Annotated in this window: 10 protein-coding genes and 3 tRNA genes; 10 read left to right on the top strand and 3 right to left on the bottom strand. The window is 42.4% G+C overall.

Going from position 1 to position 16104, the window contains the following annotated elements; all coding sequences use genetic code 11:
* Positions 1-18: 18 nt before the first annotated feature.
* From AAEY75_RS06740 to AAEY75_RS06730, 3 genes are all read right to left on the bottom strand, one after another.
* Positions 19-1446, bottom strand: coding sequence for a WS/DGAT/MGAT family O-acyltransferase (locus AAEY75_RS06740; RefSeq protein ID WP_197215742.1), 1428 nt, complete (start codon positions 1444-1446; stop codon positions 19-21).
* 268 nt (positions 1447-1714) lie between these two features.
* Positions 1715-2542, bottom strand: coding sequence for a thiazole synthase (locus AAEY75_RS06735; protein ID WP_352259174.1), 828 nt, complete (start codon positions 2540-2542; stop codon positions 1715-1717).
* A 623-nt stretch (positions 2543-3165) separates the two neighbouring features.
* A complete protein-coding gene (locus AAEY75_RS06730) occupies positions 3166-3888 on the bottom strand; it encodes a DUF4442 domain-containing protein (RefSeq protein ID WP_352259173.1) in 723 nt (240 codons plus the stop codon).
* A gap of 327 nt (positions 3889-4215) precedes the next feature.
* Here AAEY75_RS06730 and AAEY75_RS06725 point away from each other — a divergent pair, with 327 nt between their 5' ends.
* The 10 genes from AAEY75_RS06725 (at position 4216) to AAEY75_RS06680 (ending at position 16089) form a co-directional block, all read left to right on the top strand.
* Positions 4216-5694 carry an McrB family protein gene (locus tag AAEY75_RS06725; protein ID WP_197215746.1) on the top strand — a complete coding sequence of 493 codons (1479 nt, stop codon included), beginning with the start codon at positions 4216-4218 and terminating at the stop codon, positions 5692-5694.
* 15 nt (positions 5695-5709) lie between these two features.
* Entirely contained in the window at positions 5710-7230 is a 1521-nt protein-coding gene (locus AAEY75_RS06720) for an McrC family protein (RefSeq protein ID WP_227681263.1), read from the top strand.
* A 234-nt stretch (positions 7231-7464) separates the two neighbouring features.
* Positions 7465-7541: transfer RNA gene (locus AAEY75_RS06715), tRNA-Pro, on the top strand.
* A 97-nt stretch (positions 7542-7638) separates the two neighbouring features.
* A tRNA-Arg gene (locus tag AAEY75_RS06710) sits at positions 7639-7715 on the top strand.
* 39 nt (positions 7716-7754) lie between these two features.
* Positions 7755-7830: transfer RNA gene (locus AAEY75_RS06705), tRNA-His, on the top strand.
* A 590-nt stretch (positions 7831-8420) separates the two neighbouring features.
* Positions 8421-9356, top strand: a complete 936-nt coding sequence (locus AAEY75_RS06700) for a helix-turn-helix transcriptional regulator (RefSeq protein ID WP_352259172.1) — start codon at positions 8421-8423, stop codon at positions 9354-9356.
* Positions 9357-9643: 287 nt separating this feature from the next.
* Positions 9644-10744 carry a hypothetical protein gene (locus AAEY75_RS06695; protein ID WP_352259171.1) on the top strand — a complete coding sequence of 367 codons (1101 nt, stop codon included), beginning with the start codon at positions 9644-9646 and terminating at the stop codon, positions 10742-10744.
* Between the two features lie 611 nt (positions 10745-11355).
* The gene (locus AAEY75_RS06690) at positions 11356-11910 is read left to right on the top strand and encodes a protein-disulfide reductase DsbD N-terminal domain-containing protein (protein ID WP_352259170.1); all 555 of its coding nucleotides are present in this window, start codon (positions 11356-11358) and stop codon (positions 11908-11910) included.
* Positions 11911-12077: 167 nt separating this feature from the next.
* Positions 12078-14225, top strand: coding sequence for a protein-disulfide reductase DsbD (gene dsbD, locus AAEY75_RS06685; protein ID WP_352259169.1), 2148 nt, complete (start codon positions 12078-12080; stop codon positions 14223-14225).
* A 391-nt stretch (positions 14226-14616) separates the two neighbouring features.
* Complete coding sequence (locus AAEY75_RS06680; protein WP_352259168.1) at positions 14617-16089, top strand: phospholipase A; 1473 nt, start codon at positions 14617-14619, stop codon at positions 16087-16089.
* The last annotated feature ends 15 nt before the right edge of the window (positions 16090-16104 follow it).

Here is a 16104-nt window from a genome sequence, read left to right as displayed (position 1 = left end):
AATAAAAAGCTGGTTCCGTTAAGGAGCCAGCTTTTTTGTTGCTTTATCACTGTCACTGCCAACGGTTATACCCTGAAATTCAAGCGTCTTACTGGTCGTTTCTAACAGCGTCAATTCTTCTTCTATCAGCGCGAGCATGTCTTGTACGTGAGGCAATGCCTTACTGCAAGCCGCAATACCGAATTCAATCTTATCCAAATAACTGGCTAAGGTAATATTCATCGCTTGACCGTTGAATACGATAGAAGCCGGATATAAAGATTGCAAGCGCGCACCATTCCAATATAGAGGTTTCTCAGAGCCAGGTACGTGGGAAATAATGAGGTTAAAGGCTTGTTTCTTCGGGAATAAACCTGTCGCTAGATTGATACCTTCCCAAGCATAGGCGATAACGCTGTAGTTGATCACTTGCGCTTGGTTCATACGGCGGAAGCGGCGCTTGCCACTGTTCATACTACGATGGATGAGCTGTATCCGACGTAATGGATCATCCAAATGTGTGCCTAGGTTGGCCAATACAAATGACAGCTGATTACCCGATACGCTATTATCTGTACGCAGTGACATCGGTACAAAGGCAATTAATGGCTTACTAGGCAGCGCATCCATCGATATTAAATAGCGACGGATGGCACCAGCGCAAACTGCCAGTACCACATCATTTCTACTAATTTTTAGTCTATCGGCAATATCATTAAAGCGCTGAATATCATAAGACTGCGCTGCGATACGCCGTGACGCAGAGATACGTTTATTCAAAATACTCATGGGTGCATCAAAAGTACCGACATAGCCATCATCCCCAGAGTTTTTGAGGTTGTCTAGCAATTCTGTAAACACAGGCTTGATGGTAGATATTTGCTCTTTAATGATGCGTCTGATAGATCTTTTCGAAGGGAGTATGGCGTTGACGTGGTTGCGATGACGTGCCATCAAAGACCAGATTGGCAGGGTTACTGGTTCGGTGGGTGATTGAGATAAAGACTTTTGTACGAGGCGCATGGCAGCAATGCCATCTACCAAAGAATGATGAATTTTGAAATATAAAGCAAAACGTTCAGGATCGCCTTCATTTTCTGGCTGAATGCCTTCAATCACGTGACATTCCCACAAAGGCATCGCGCGATCTAAGAGACGTCCATGCTCTCTTGAGACATACATGAGCAGCTCGCGTACCCGTGCAGGTTTTGGTAATGCGACATGATGAAGGTGATGCTCGACATCAAAGTTTTTGTCTTTTTGCCAAAACGCCATATGCTCCAATACTTGATTAAAAGGGAAGCTTGGCGGTACATCAGAGTCTTGCATCTGCTTGACCAGCTGATAGACAAAGTCGCTGTCAGCTGTATCTGGCACTTCAAATAAAAATAAACCACCGACATGCATAGGTTGTTTACGCGACTCAAGAAGCAAAAATAATTGGTCGACTGCTGTGAGAAGTCGCATAATAAATCCTTTTATGACGATGTTGTTGATTCAATTTAAAAGTGGGACAAAGCGATTAAGCATAAGTGTATATATAATACTTTGAGCAAGGTATTCAATGAAACAGTGATTAGGTTATGTCGAACATCTACCACTAGTCGCTGCCGTAGTAGGATGTTCAACAAGTCCTAATTTTTGACTAAAGATAAACGTCTAATATAATAAGCCCGACGTCGTTTTTTCTTATTGTTTTATTACTGACTTTTATGATGGTGCATTGTTAGATGTTTTACTGAAAAAAGTATCCGGTCTGTGGCGAGCTAGCAGTCGCCATTTTGCGTACCGGCATACGCCCTGCTAAGAATGCTGCGCGACCAGCCCACATGGCATGCTTCATAGCATGCGCCATCATAACTGGGTTCTGGGCGTTAGCAATCGCAGAGTTCATCAGTACACCATCACAGCCGAGCTCCATCGCAAGTGCTGCATCAGAGGCAGTGCCGACGCCTGCATCAACTAATACGGGTACTTTAGCGTTTTCAATGATTAAACTGAGCGTATGACGATTGAGCAGACCAAGACCTGAACCAATCAAGCTACCTAGCGGCATAATAGCGACACAGCCCATGCTTTCTAATTCTTGTGCGACGATAGGATCATCTGACGTATAAACCATCACCTCAAAGCCATCATCAATCAATACTTTAGCGGCCTTTAACGTTTCCATTACGTTTGGATAAAGCGTTTTTTCGTCGCCCAATACTTCAAGCTTAACCAAGTTATGCCCACCCAATAGCTCACGAGCCAGTTTGCAAGTACGAACGGCAGTCTCGGCATCAAAACAGCCAGCAGTGTTGGGCAGTATGGTGTACTTATCAGGTGAAATTACATCCAGCAAGTTCGGCTCATTACTGTTCTGACCGATATTGACTCGGCGAATAGCAACCGTGACAATCTCTGCTTCTGAAGCAGCAATAGCAGCACCAGTTTCGGTCATGTCTTTATACTTACCAGTGCCAACCAACAATCGAGAAGAGAGTGTACGACTGCCTACAGTAAATGTATCTTGTGAAAGTGGCGTAGGGCTGGTAGTAGAAATAGCGGCTTGTTGTGACATAAGGATAATCCTAATAGCGGGCGAACAAAGGTGACAAACGAAGAGTTGGTTCAATAGTAAAAGTTATTCATCGTAGGCAGTAGTCTATGGCAGGCGACAGCTTCTCATCATGATGGTAAAGACCAGATAGGGAGCATCTAAAATCGGAGCCTTGCTACTCACGAAAAACAAAATGTTATTATAACAAACTCATGCACGCTTACAGACAATCTTTACCCAGTTTAACGATTTAAGCAACCCGTCTCTTTTGTCATCAACTTTATCAAGGCTTATGACAAGGTATGCAGAGGTAGCTATAGTAGCGGCATCTATAGCAGTGGCATCTATACTAGTGATACATATAGCAATGGTACTTATGAATCATACGTTGCGACGGGCTATGTGCGTAATACTGTTGAGTATGCGTTAGAGGGACGTACATGTCAGAAGGCTTCAGCGATAGGGTCTTATGGGCTACACAATATTATAGAAGAGGATAGGACGTTAGAGGACCTTAATAGAGAGTATTGTTGCTGGTTATTTATATAAGTGCTAGCCCTAATCAACTGCTAAAACGATGCGCTATACAGATATAAAAAAGTGTACAGCGCATCATGTTTCATTGAGTCGGGATGAACTATTAGCTATTTAGCAGCTTCGTCATTTACCACTGGTTGAGTATCTTGCTCTGTTTCTGCCGGAGACTCTGTAGCAACTGTTGCTGCTTTTTCATTCGCTTTGCCTTGACGACGCGCCTCTAGCTCAGATTTGGGTATCCAAGCCCATGTCATCTCAACCACGATCGGGTCACGGTCACTATCAGACTCACGGTCATGAATCACGCAAGGTATAACCATTTCACCTTTTGGCGTATTTAAGATATCTAAGCGCTGCTCATCAGATAAACTGGCCACCGCAGCAATTTGACCCTTTTTGATAGGGCGGTAAAAGTTAACCGAATAAGACTTAATTAATAGCACGCGGTCAGAGGGTAGGTTTAAACCCAAAATAAACCCTGTGGCCGTTTCAGCCAATAAGGTAATGGCCACTGCATGGATGGAACCAATGTGATTCTGTACAGCCTTGGTGTTATTTAAACTGACAACCACTTGATTGGGATTGACCGTTTCATAATAGACGCCTGTCGTGCCGACATATGGCACGACCTTGCCAAAGGCTTTGGACAAGATGCTCGATCGTGCACCGGCAGGCAAGTATTTAGTCACTGATAACAGTTTGGTGAATTGGTTGCTGATGGGCTTGAGTGTGCTGGTTGGCTTTTCGACTGGCAATCTTGTGTTGTCAGATACTTTGGCTGGTAACTTATTGGTCAGCTTGGTAGGGAGTTTTTTTAATAATCCTGACATACAAAATTCCTTAACTTAGATGCGTTGAATGAGATTTTGAGTAGTAGCGTGTATCATCATAGCGGAAAAATACGGAGTATTATGCAAGCCGCTATACTCACTATGTTACATTAACTACCGCTGTCCGACCATTATTAGAATGAACTGATGCGCTTATAAAACAACACTGATATGGTGATGTCTTGGACACTAGAAATAGTTTAGCTCGTAGCCGTGTTGTTCAAAATAATGCCGTTAGATGCCATGTGAAGCGTCACGCTATAATGACGGCGTTTTAGCACATTTTATTTATTTTTCTCACGAACTCCTTATCTGCTGGATGACGCTATGCCCGACACATCAACTCATAAGCCTACCAATATTATTTATACAGGTGTGGCTGGTACGGGTAAGACTTATCGATTGCTACAAATTGCTAAGCAATATACCGACTACTTACCTAGAGCCAATCCTAATGATTTACTAGCACAGCTGTTGCAAGCGCTCAGCTGGCGAGATGTCGTCTGTCTAGCATTTTTAGATTTACAATCCAAAAATCAAGACTTGGTCAAGGTGCCTGAAATTGTCAATCATGAGTTTTTTGTTGCCAAGGCATCGCAGAATGAGCGAGAGAAACACTTAAGTAATACGGCATGGTCTGTGCTGCAAATGCATACTCCTACCAGCTCAGACACCGTAAGTTATAAAAATCGTGCTGGCCAAGCTTACTTTGATAAAGACAACAGTGGCGCATGGTATTTATTACCAGAAAGCATGGCATTGTTAACGGATTTATCGCAGCAACTAGAAGAGTTTCAGCAGGCAAAGCGAGACAATGACACTAGCCAAAATCAAGCTTTCAGTCAGCAGCGTTTTAGTATGGTGAGCTTCCATCAGGCTTATGGTTATGAAGAGTTCGTTGAAGGCATTCGCCCTGTGATGGTGGCTTCTGGTCAGTCAAATAATGCTAATAATAGTCCGTCTCAAATGAGTTATGCCATTCAAGATGGGGCATTTTTAAAACTATGTCAGCGCGCGGCAAACAATCCCAAACAGCGTTATGCCATGCTGATTGATGAAATCAACCGCGCGAACGTGTCACGAGTATTTGGCGAACTACTCAGTCTGATCGAACCCGATAAACGTACGGGTATGGCAAATGCCATGACAGTGAATCTGGCATATTCTGGACGGACCTTTAGTGTTCCTGACAATGTCGATATTTATGCGACTATGAATACTCAAGATCACTCTTTAGCACCGCTAGACATGGCACTACGCCGACGTTTTCGGTTTATTGACTGTCCACCACAGCCGGAACTACTACCAATTATCAATCTTAGTAAAGGCTCAGAAACGTCTAGTACAGCAGAACATAATGAAGCAGAAACCATAGATTTGGCCAGACTATTAACAGGTTTGAACCATCGCATTATTCAGACGTTAGGGGTGGATGCGCAATTGGGTCATGCATTCTTATTTTCAGTAACGACTCTTGAACAGCTACAAGACGTATTAATCGAACAAATTATTCCGCAATTGGCGCAAGCGACTGGCGGACAAATTACTATGCTGCAGTATATTTTTAAAGATGAGCAGCAGCCAATGAGCACACAGTTTATTCAAGATAGCCAAGCACTGATGACAAACGAGTCAAATGTTCAGATAGATAATAAAAATAATTTAGCTGCACAAAATCAGATGTTTTCAGGGCATCACTTATTTCTCGATCAGTCAGTCAATACAGATAGCTATAGAATCAATAGCGACCTTATTGCCAAGATAGGCGAGTTTATAAAACCTGCCGTTTTCCAGCGTTTATATTAATTGGGTTATTGAAAATTGATAAATAGCGATGGAAGAAATCAGAGTATCACAAGCAATAATATCAATCGTAGTGGTATGGGTGCGCCTGATACTAACGTTATCACTGTATTTGAGCATCAACGCCTAACGGTTGACAGTTTTTTACAGATAGCTGATTTTCATTGGTTGATGGCACAAGAATTCTCGGTGTTCAGCATCAAACGTCAGCAAGGACAGTGGCAGCTGAAAGTCGGGCACTATATCGGTATCATTCTCCTGCCTAGTGGTATCGTACTAGAGATATTGCCAAAGCTTAATCCATCTATTCAAGACAGCGATCTCGCACAAACCCGTCAATGGGTGCAAGGCATGATGTCTGATTTGATTGGTAATAGTGATCGAACCCGCAATAAACTGCCTCATACAAAAAATTTAGGCCAGATTAGTACTCAGCTTACGTCATTACCGATAGCTGTATTGCCTTTATCAGATTGGCTGGTCACGCAGTTTTTGCAGCGATTGGCACAGCAGCAACCGACCAAGCATTACCAGTCGCAAACTCACAACCAAGCATCGCTACAAGGTCGACTACTCATCAAAGAGCAGCTGCGCCATAACAGTATGCAGCCGCATAAGTTCGTCTGTGAGAGCAGTGTGCTGAGCCAAGACATGCAGGGTAATCGACTAATTAAAAGTGCTCTGATGTTATTAAGCCCACTATTAAGCCAATCAACGGCCCCTAAATCTTTGCAAGCGTGGCAACCAATACCTGTGCTCAGCCAACATGAGATGCAGAGGCTCGACTCGATATATCATCAGGCAAAGCAACAACTAGCAGTGCTGCCACTTCACATGCAAAAATTACAGACGATGCAGCAGCTGGTGGACTTGGCTTATTGGTTATTGCAACAGTCAAATACCGAAACGGGTCACATGATTGATCCCAATAAAGCATCCAAACATAAACAAGCATCACCACGATTGTGCCTATTGATTGATATGAATCAAGCCTTTGAGCAATGGGTTAGTCAGCGTATCGCCTCAATGTTTAGCCAAGTAAGTCCGAATTATAGACCCCTATATCAATCGCAGAGTGTCTGGCTGAGTGATACAGAAGGGCAGGCCTGCTTGTCTATACGACCTGATTTACTTATATATAAGACAGCGATTGATACTGATACTCATGCCGATACCCATACCCATACCCATACCCACCAAGGTCAGGACAATACAGAAGCAGCTTCTCACATTAACGTGTCAGGTAACTATAGTCATGTCATCGATATTAAATGGAAGCATTTATCTCATGCAGCGAGCATTAGTGCCAGTGACGCTTATCAATTGACCAGTTATGCGCAGGCTTACCAAGCAGATCAGGTCTGGTTGGTCTACCCTGTACAAGGTGATGAGAGACAACCGATAGCACTTAGTCAACGGTCTCTGAATGGTCAAGATATTGATAATAATATGAATTCTGCTCAGTTATGGCTCATACCATTTAATGTCTTTACTGGAACGATAAACGAGCGCTTGTGTTCGGCCTTGAATCGAGTATAATGGCGCTATCGATGGTTAGCGCCGTCGTAGGAAAGACTTTTTGTTTAAGCTGTTTTGATGAAAAGTAGGTGTTTTTGAAATAATTTAGAAATTTTTTAAATTAATCAAAAATAAGTGTTGACACTACCACCGTTTCCGCTTAATATGTGCACCTCGATAGCGAGGAACATTAACGAGTTAGCAGTATTTCTGATAACAAGTTAAGCAACAAACTATCGTGATAATAGAAATTTTCGGAGTGTGGCGCAGTTTGGTAGCGCATCTGGTTTGGGACCAGAGGGTCGTAGGTTCGAATCCTATCACTCCGACCATCTATTTTTTAAGAGCCTTACAGGCTTTTTTTTATGTATAATGGTTTAGTTTCTGGTATATTTAGAACTGACTTTAATGTATAAAAGTCCTCTAAGAGCGCCTGTAGCTCAGCTGGATAGAGCATCTCCCTTCTAAGGAGGTGGCCGCAGGTTCGAATCCTGCCAGGCGCACCATTTAGCCTGCAAATTTTGTCTTATCAGGCAATAGTTATGGCGGTTGTAGCTCAGTTGGTAGAGCCCCGGGTTGTGATCTCGGTTGTCGTGGGTTCGAGTCCCATCAGTCGCCCCAATTTTTTCTGCATTACCTCTTTTTAGTATCTCTAGCGTTACCTCATTATAAACTCCTTTATAAATAATCAGACTCTGCCACTTTTGGCGACTTTTTGCGTCTATACGATTTGTTTTGATGACAAGTCTTCTGTATAAGCGACCTGTCTCTGTACCTTCTTCATTATTCCTTAATAGCTATTATATGAGCCAATAAAGATAAGCTTTTAAGTTGTGCATCATGATAAAGTTTTAAAGACGGTTGGTATAGACGATTTATTCAATACAACATCAGTTATAGTCCATCTTCTATAAATTGGATACGGTGTCAGGCTCGCTTAGTCTACTATTTGTAGTACTTTCACTAGCATTCTTTATATCCAAATTATACTGAACCGACTATATCAAATAAAAATAGCTAGAGCCATGTCGTAGTCATAGCAAGCTTAGTGCTGCCGTACATAGATTTTGCTTGCTTATAGTATGGTTAAATCTATATTAGTCTAGAATACTACGTACATATCGTATATCAAGCGACGCTACTATCGTGGCGATATCATAGATATTGGACCATATGATGCGACTAATCTTATATTATCGAAGGGGCAACTGATGGATGCATTGAGTGTACTGCTACAAAATGTGCATTTGTTCGAAACCAAATATTATCGCCTGAATGGTACTGGTAATTGGTCTTACTCAATCACTCGGCAAGATACGATTTTATTTTATTTGGTCATGTCTGGTAGTTTTTGCATTGACGTTGGTAATGGTCTGCGGCAGGCACATGCGGGTGATATGATTATGATTCCTAATGCGCATAGGCATGTCAGCTACGCGTTGAACCATCATGGCGATGCTGCAGAATCGTTGGATGACTTACTGCCTAATTGTAAGAGTAATACGCTTGAAATCAATGGTAATGGTGATCCCAATTCATCTTTGATATTGATTGAATGCAAATATGATAAAGAAATGATCCGTCCTTTACTATCTGTACTGCCTCCGATTCTGCCTGAAATTAATGATGCAGCCGATGGTAGGTTCGAAGTCATCGATGTCGAAATTAAACTACTGACACTAGAAGCTGAACGTGAACGCATGGGTAAGACAGCGGTAATCAATCATTGGGCAAGTATTATGATGATTGAGTGCTTACGTGTGTATATTGAAAGTCTGCCTGAGGCCACAGAAAATTGGCTAAAGGCGATGAAAGATCCATTTCTGACCAAAGCATTGGCCGCTATGCATGAAGACCCAAGTCAAAGCTGGACAATTCATAATCTCGCCGAAGTAGCGGGTATGTCACGCTCAAGCTTTGCACAACGTTTCAAAGATACAGTTGGGATGCCGCCGTTGACCTATCTGATCGATTATCGCCTGCGCTTGGCGGCACGCTATTTGCGCTTACAGCAAAACAGCATCAGCCGTATTAGTTCGCTGGTTGGCTATGCGTCAGACTCAACCTTTAGTCAGGCATTCAAGCGTGTTTATGGGGTGTCACCTAAAGTGTATCGCCAGCAATATCAAAAAAGAATAATGGCTTAGCTTGCGTTCATCGCACTTATTTACATTAAAAGCGCTAAGGGCACCACTGAGCCTTTAGCGCTTTTTTATTTTTGACCATGGTGAATGAGATGTCGATAGAGACTTTTATCTGACTGCTGCGCCTGGTATTTTGATGATGTGTGGCTGACAATGTGCTCGTGTTAAGGTACTATGGAATAATGAGTTGTCTAGGCGTACGTGCTTATTTTTAGCGTATGATATTTCACTGTATGGCAGGAATATCGTATGGTCTAGATGATGTTTATTTTTGCTGCTGATGGTATGTTATGACTGAACCGACCGCAAAGCCAAGCGCACAAGCCAATAGCCAAAAAGGCTCTGCTGCGTCTGCCAAAAAACAAAGCAATACAAGTACAAACAACGCTACAGACAAGGTTGAGGATAACCAATGTCTTGTAGAAAGTACGGAACAAGACAATATAGCCGAGCCACTTGATAAGGCGACATTGCTAGCGCTGTTTACGTTACCAAATTCAGAAGAGATAGTGGCTGAAGGGGCAGAGGTTGAAGTAACGTCTAAAACTTCATCTACTGGGCTTTCTCATAGCCATTCGACTACGCAAAAACCTACTGATAACCAGACTAATATTGCTGGACAGCGAGTGGCGCTTTATCAGGCTCAGCACGAGCGTACGCGGCTGCTATATATGGCCTCTGCCAGTACGCGTCCCACTTATCTGGTACAAACGCTTAAGTTACAGTTTGCAGAGCATCAGCAGTATCTACTCGCTCAACAGCTCGATAAGCGCGGTTTGATGGATACGGATGGGCTAGAGCGCCTTTGGCAGCAGTTACATGTGGTTGACGACATCATCGCCGATATTATCCGTCACATGCCAGCCCAACAGCCAGCAGGATGGCAGTTGACTACCCAAGATGGTCGCAACCCATTATGTTTTGCAACTGTGGGTAAGCTAAAATATGGTAAACCTATCCGTGATCAAGGCAGTCTCAATAGCTATGTGCTTGGCCACTTTGGTGTGAGTAGCTTTACCTATGACCGCGGCTATTATATTGGGCATGTCGTTGGTTACTTATTTAGCTGTTATTTCTGTGCTCACTTGTCTATCAGCTACGGTGTTACGGCCCTTAGTCAGCAGGTCGTTGCAGATTATGATTATGCCAGTCTCGAGACCCCGCATATGGTGAGACTGTTGCAAGGGTTAGATGGCTATTGTAAAAAACGTATCTATCAATTGGCGGTTATCTGTGCGCGATTGAGTGTGTTTGCTAGTGACAAGCGTATCGAAAGAATGCTGATTGCAGAAGTAAATGACTTTGATAAAAAACTGCAACAGCAGCATTTAGATGTTTTGCTATTGCAAGGCTTGATGCCAGATAGTGGCGACTCTACGCCACTTCTTTAAATTTTTGATTCTCTCAAATGGATTGTTAGATATTATTATTGAGTATGGCTGTATTGCTCTTTAGGGCTCTATCCTTCCTAATGTCGCTAAAGATTCGAATGGTTGGAGCGAGCGTTATCACTGATTACTTGACTTACTCCTTTCATTATCGAATGTCCAATATAGCTACTTTCTAAACCTTACCTTAGCTTTCTTAATATTTGCTTACTGTTGTATATTATTGACTGAGTCACATTTTTACTATGGTAAAACCAGTCATCAAGCTATAGTGAGCCTTATTTGAGAAGTCAGTATTATCCAGAAGCTATTGTTATAGAAATTAGCCATTATGCTATTCATTATTATTGAGAGTATCAGTACAGAGGTCTACTAAAAGAACCGTGTATAGGTGGGATGCTTGACTATTTAAATGAGTCATCGCTCAAAATCAATCAATAAGGCAATTATTGGTTGATATTTTTTATCAAGAGATAAAATAAAAGCCATTCTATACCGTTTTTACATTATAGAATTTTGTATGAGATAGTCATTTTTAGATAATTTGGATACAAGAAAGCCAGTTTAGATTTTTCCCATCAGTCCTTAAAAGTAGCAACCAAAGGTAGCCATTCATGTCAATCCAAACATCAACATCAGCCGCAATAGAAAAGCGTGCGGCTAACAAATCTTACGTGCTTGCATTTACTGTTATGAGTGCTTCGTTAATGGCTGGATTGTCAATGATATCCATGAGTGCGCAGGCAGCTGGTTTGGGTGAGCTGTTCAATAACAGTAATACCAAATCAAAGTTTTTGCCTGTTGATGAAGCCTTTCAAGTGGTGAGTAGTACTAAGGCGACATCTAAAGGCACGCGCTTATCGATTAATTTTGATACCACATCAGGCTATTATGTCTATAAGAATAAATTAACCTTAAATTTTCCTAAAGGTGTGAGCGCCACACCGTTTACTTTTAGTCAATCCCCTGTCTCAATTGATGATCCAACCTTTGGTAAGGTACCTGTATTTACGCAAAGAAATATGGTGGCCACCACGATGCTGACCACGAATAATGGTAAAGGTGCTAAGAATGTGCCAGTTGTGATTGGCTGGCAAGGCTGTGCCACTGCAGGTTTGTGCTATCCACCAGAAAAGGTAAAAACCACGGTCGATATTGCTGTTAGATAGCTAATAAGTCGATTTATATCTTAGTCATAAATATAGTCAAATCCATATAAATCCGCTACATCGTCATCCTCGCTAAGCATACTAATGTATAACTTGCACTCGGTTTCCTTGTATCGAAATTATCTGAGTTCAACTATAGAATATTGGTAATAAATAGGTAGCCATTCATGTCGATTAAGGTAAAAGAAAAACCCTCATCGCTAACGCTAAGCCGTCCTGCTAAGAAGTCTTATCTACTGGCATTTGCGATAAGCAGTAGCTCGTTATTTGCAGGATTGTTACCTACTGGCCTAGTAGCTACTGGGTTGGCAGTTACGTCTATGACCACACAAGCGGCCGGATTGGGTGACTTGTTTGGCAATAGTAAGAGTGACGCAAAGCAAAAATTCCTACCAGTCGATCAAGCATTTCAGGTCATTACTGACACTAGCGCTACGGGTAGTGGTACACGCTTAGCGATTAATTTTGATATCACGCCTGAGCATTATGTTTATAAAGATAAAATCAAGCTAATGCTGCCTGATGGGGTGACAGCAGCACCGTTCACCTTTAGTCAGAAGCCTGTGCTGATTGATGATCCCACTTTTGGAAAAGTACCTGTATTTGATCAAATCAATATGGTCGCAACCACGACTCTGACGAATAAGAGTGGGAAAAGTGTAGACAATGCCGCGGTTGTGATTGGATGGCAGGGTTGTGCTAAGGCAGGGCTATGCTATCCACCTGAAAAAATCAATACGACTATCAATATCACTGCTACAACGTCGCAGTCTGTAGAAAATAGCACCAATATTTCTAATGGTGACGTAGCAGCTAACGCTAGTCTAGCAGCTGGTTCACAGGTGTCTGAAAATGATATTAATACAGACAATGCTGAAGCAGGGCAAGTACAGGCAGATGATGAGGTTATTGATTATGCTTTACTAGATGAAGGCTCGCTAGATGGTGAGCTGACAGCGACTAATACGATTTCCGGAGCAGATGGAGAGACCACGGCTAACGCTGCGCAAAGTGATACGGTAGCGGCTGCTAATAGTGTCGTTGATAGTGATCCTTTTGGCTTAGGAACGCATCCTGGCTTGGCACTGATTTTACTGTTTTTAGCAGGTCTTGGTTTGGCTTTGACACCATGTGTATTGCCCATGCTGCCTATCGTCGCCAATATTGTCGCTCGTGAAGAGAACCCAACGGTTAAACGTGGCGTTATCTTAACTACCAGTTATGCCATAGGTGTAGCGACCGCATATGGTATTTTGGGCGCTGTCATTGCGGTGTTCGGTGAGTCATTGGGTATTATTGGTTGGCTACAAAATCCTATCATCCTAATCAGTTTTGCGATCGTCTTCGTTTTACTAGCGCTCTATATGCTAGGGGTGTTTAGTATCCGATTGCCACGAGGCATTAGTAGCAAAATGCAAGGGTTGAGCCAAGCAGGTGATAGTAAGCTTGGTAGTACAGGTGGTAGTTTGGTCGCTGGTTTCTTGTCCGCCTTAGTGGTATCGCCTTGTGTCTCTGCACCGTTATTTGGTGCGCTACTTGCGGTGTCTACCATTGGTAGTCCGCTGCTCGGCTTTGCTGCTTTATTTATGCTTGGGTTTGGTTTGTCTGCTCCGCTTATTTTAATCGGTGCAACTCAAGGTAAAATCATGCCGAAAGCTGGCGAGTGGATGAATTGGGTCAAGCAAGGTTTTGCCTTATTACTCTTTGCCGTGGCGTTATTATTAATTGAACGTGTCTTTATATCGCCAGTAATGCTAATAGTGTGGGCATTATGGTTCATGGTAGTAGCAACATGGGCGTGGAGCTGGTTGGGTAAAGGTCGCATGCTTACGCAGGCATTCGGTTTGCTTGCAGGTATTTGGGCAGCTTGTTTGATGGTAGGTGCAGCGTTAGGTAATGATGACAGTCTGCATCCGCTTGCCTCATTGAGTGCGGCACCGATGACACAGTCAACGACGAGTCAGTCAACTGCTAATAATGTAACAGATCAGACGGTCACTACGTTGGCTGAGTTAGATGTCATTATCGCTGCCAATCCAAAAGTTATAGTAGATGTCACCGCTGAGTGGTGCATAGAATGTCGCATTATGGACAAGAACTTGTTCCATAATCGTCCCGTACAGATGCAAGACTGGCAATTGGTCAAACTTGATATCACTGAGACTACGGCTGACTCTAAAGCTATCTTGGCACGCTATAAGTTATTTGGCCCACCTGCTTTACTGTATTATCAGGATGGTCAACTGGTCAGTCAACAAGTAGGTGAAATTGGTCGTTCAGAATTTGAGCAGACATTGACGATGCTTAATAACTGATAATTAATAGTTCATGCTTAATGACTCATACTTAACAACATGAGTAAGTCTTTTGCTAAGGCTTAATAATCCGAAAGAGCCAATATACTATCATCATAGTATATTGGCTTTTTTAATGCGCTTAAGATTTGTCTATCATAATGAGACTAAGCACTTGGTTTAACATCTTTTATTCATATCTACATTTGTATTATGAGGCGATAACGCTAGTATAATATTCATATTTTCATTACAATAAAGCAACAATGCTAAAGACGCATTTCCAATGACAGTTTTGGACTTTTATATCCGAATATCATTGGTCTTGTTCTATTTTAGCGATGACGCTAATGGTCATATTCATTACTTCATATACTTGCTGGCGATGATGCCAGTGAGACAAAGGATACTTATGTTTCCCCATATCACTGCACAGCGCCCATCTATGCCTCTTACCAAAGCGAGAAAAAATATCTTACTTCAAACAGAGAAACATCATCTGAACATTGCTATCGGAATAGCGTTAACTTGCTTGACAGTGCAAGTGCATGCTACCGACAATACGCAAACTTATAATGAATTGCCAATACCAGAGACAGCATTTGAATATGAAGATTCTGAAATACCACAAGGTATAGATGAGCAGTCAACAAAATCAGATACGGCTGAACAAAGTCGCAAGGTAGTGAGCAAAGAGTTTATTGCTGAGCAGGCGAAGTTGTTTTTTGATTGTACCCAAGTACATACCAGTGCTGCACGTTTGGCCTGTTTTGATAAAGTGGCTGATCAAGGTAAAACGCCGAGCTACACCACGACCAAACAGCCATTGGATTTAGCAAAAACCTTTCAAAGTACGATTTCAGGCAATCCACAAGTGGTATTTGCTGAGGCTGAAACGGCTATGAGTGGTACGACGGTTGAAGATGCAGATACTATTTTAGTGAGCAATCAACGACTCGCAAAAAGCAACTTGGAGAAAAACAACAGCGTAGAAACGGAAGATGATACTAATACTGAGGCACAGATTTTATCAAATATAGGTGTCACTCAGACTGATATCGAAAAATATACACCACTGAGCTTATCTTATGATTTGGATAAAAACAGTGAGCGCGGGACTTGGACCGTAAGACCGTATCGACCGACTTATCTATTACCACTATTCTATACTTTTGATCCTAACTTAAACCCAAGCACACCAACGCGGGACACAGAGTCTTTCACTTCTAATGATGTCAGAGAGTCTGAGTTAAAATTCCAGATATCTTTAAAATCTAAAGTTGCAGAAGATTTATTCGATAGTAATGCTGACTTGTGGTTTGGTTATACGCAAGAGTCGCATTGGCAGGTCTATAACGAAGATAACTCACGTCCATTCCGTGCGACTGATTACCAGCCCGAAATATTCCTAACTCAACCTGTCGCCGCCAATCTACCATTTGGCGGGCGTCTGCGTATGTTGGGTGCTGGTGCCATTCACCATTCTAATGGACAAGACGATCCTTTATCGCGTTCATGGAACCGTGCTTATCTGATGGCAGGTGCAGAGTGGGGCAAGCTATCGATCGTACCGCGCTTATGGGCTCGAGTAAATAACGAGAGTAGTAGTACAGATGATAACCCAGATATTGAAGACTATATGGGCTATGGCGATATCAAGTTCTTATATGATTTGCCTGATCAACAAAGCTTGAGCGGAACCCTTCGCTATAATCCAGGCACCAATAAAGGCGCGGCGCAACTAGATTATATTTATCCATTGTCAGAAAATATCAATGGTTATGTGCAGCTTTTCCAAGGTTATGGTGAGTCTATCATCGACTACAATCATGAAAACACCTCTATCGGTTTCGGTATTGTGCTGAATGACTGGCGCGGTTTTTAATAGCTTGTCTACTTA

The sequence above is a fragment of the Psychrobacter sp. TB55-MNA-CIBAN-0194 genome, assembly GCF_040309505.1.
Lineage (GTDB): Bacteria > Pseudomonadota > Gammaproteobacteria > Pseudomonadales > Moraxellaceae > Psychrobacter > Psychrobacter fozii.
Note: the sequence above shows the minus strand (reverse complement) of the source record. Positions and strands in the feature narration are given on the sequence as shown.

Coding starts and splice junctions, on each gene's coding strand:
- AAEY75_RS06740 (WP_197215742.1), bottom strand. CDS start 1,446: ATGCGACTTCTCACAGCAGTCGACCAATTATTTTTGCTTCTTGAGTCG.
- AAEY75_RS06735 (WP_352259174.1), bottom strand. CDS start 2,542: ATGTCACAACAAGCCGCTATTTCTACTACCAGCCCTACGCCACTTTCA.
- AAEY75_RS06730 (WP_352259173.1), bottom strand. CDS start 3,888: ATGTCAGGATTATTAAAAAAACTCCCTACCAAGCTGACCAATAAGTTA.
- AAEY75_RS06725 (WP_197215746.1), top strand. CDS start 4,216: ATGCCCGACACATCAACTCATAAGCCTACCAATATTATTTATACAGGT.
- AAEY75_RS06700 (WP_352259172.1), top strand. CDS start 8,421: ATGGATGCATTGAGTGTACTGCTACAAAATGTGCATTTGTTCGAAACC.
- AAEY75_RS06695 (WP_352259171.1), top strand. CDS start 9,644: ATGACTGAACCGACCGCAAAGCCAAGCGCACAAGCCAATAGCCAAAAA.
- AAEY75_RS06690 (WP_352259170.1), top strand. CDS start 11,356: ATGTCAATCCAAACATCAACATCAGCCGCAATAGAAAAGCGTGCGGCT.
- dsbD (WP_352259169.1), top strand. CDS start 12,078: ATGTCGATTAAGGTAAAAGAAAAACCCTCATCGCTAACGCTAAGCCGT.
- AAEY75_RS06680 (WP_352259168.1), top strand. CDS start 14,617: ATGTTTCCCCATATCACTGCACAGCGCCCATCTATGCCTCTTACCAAA.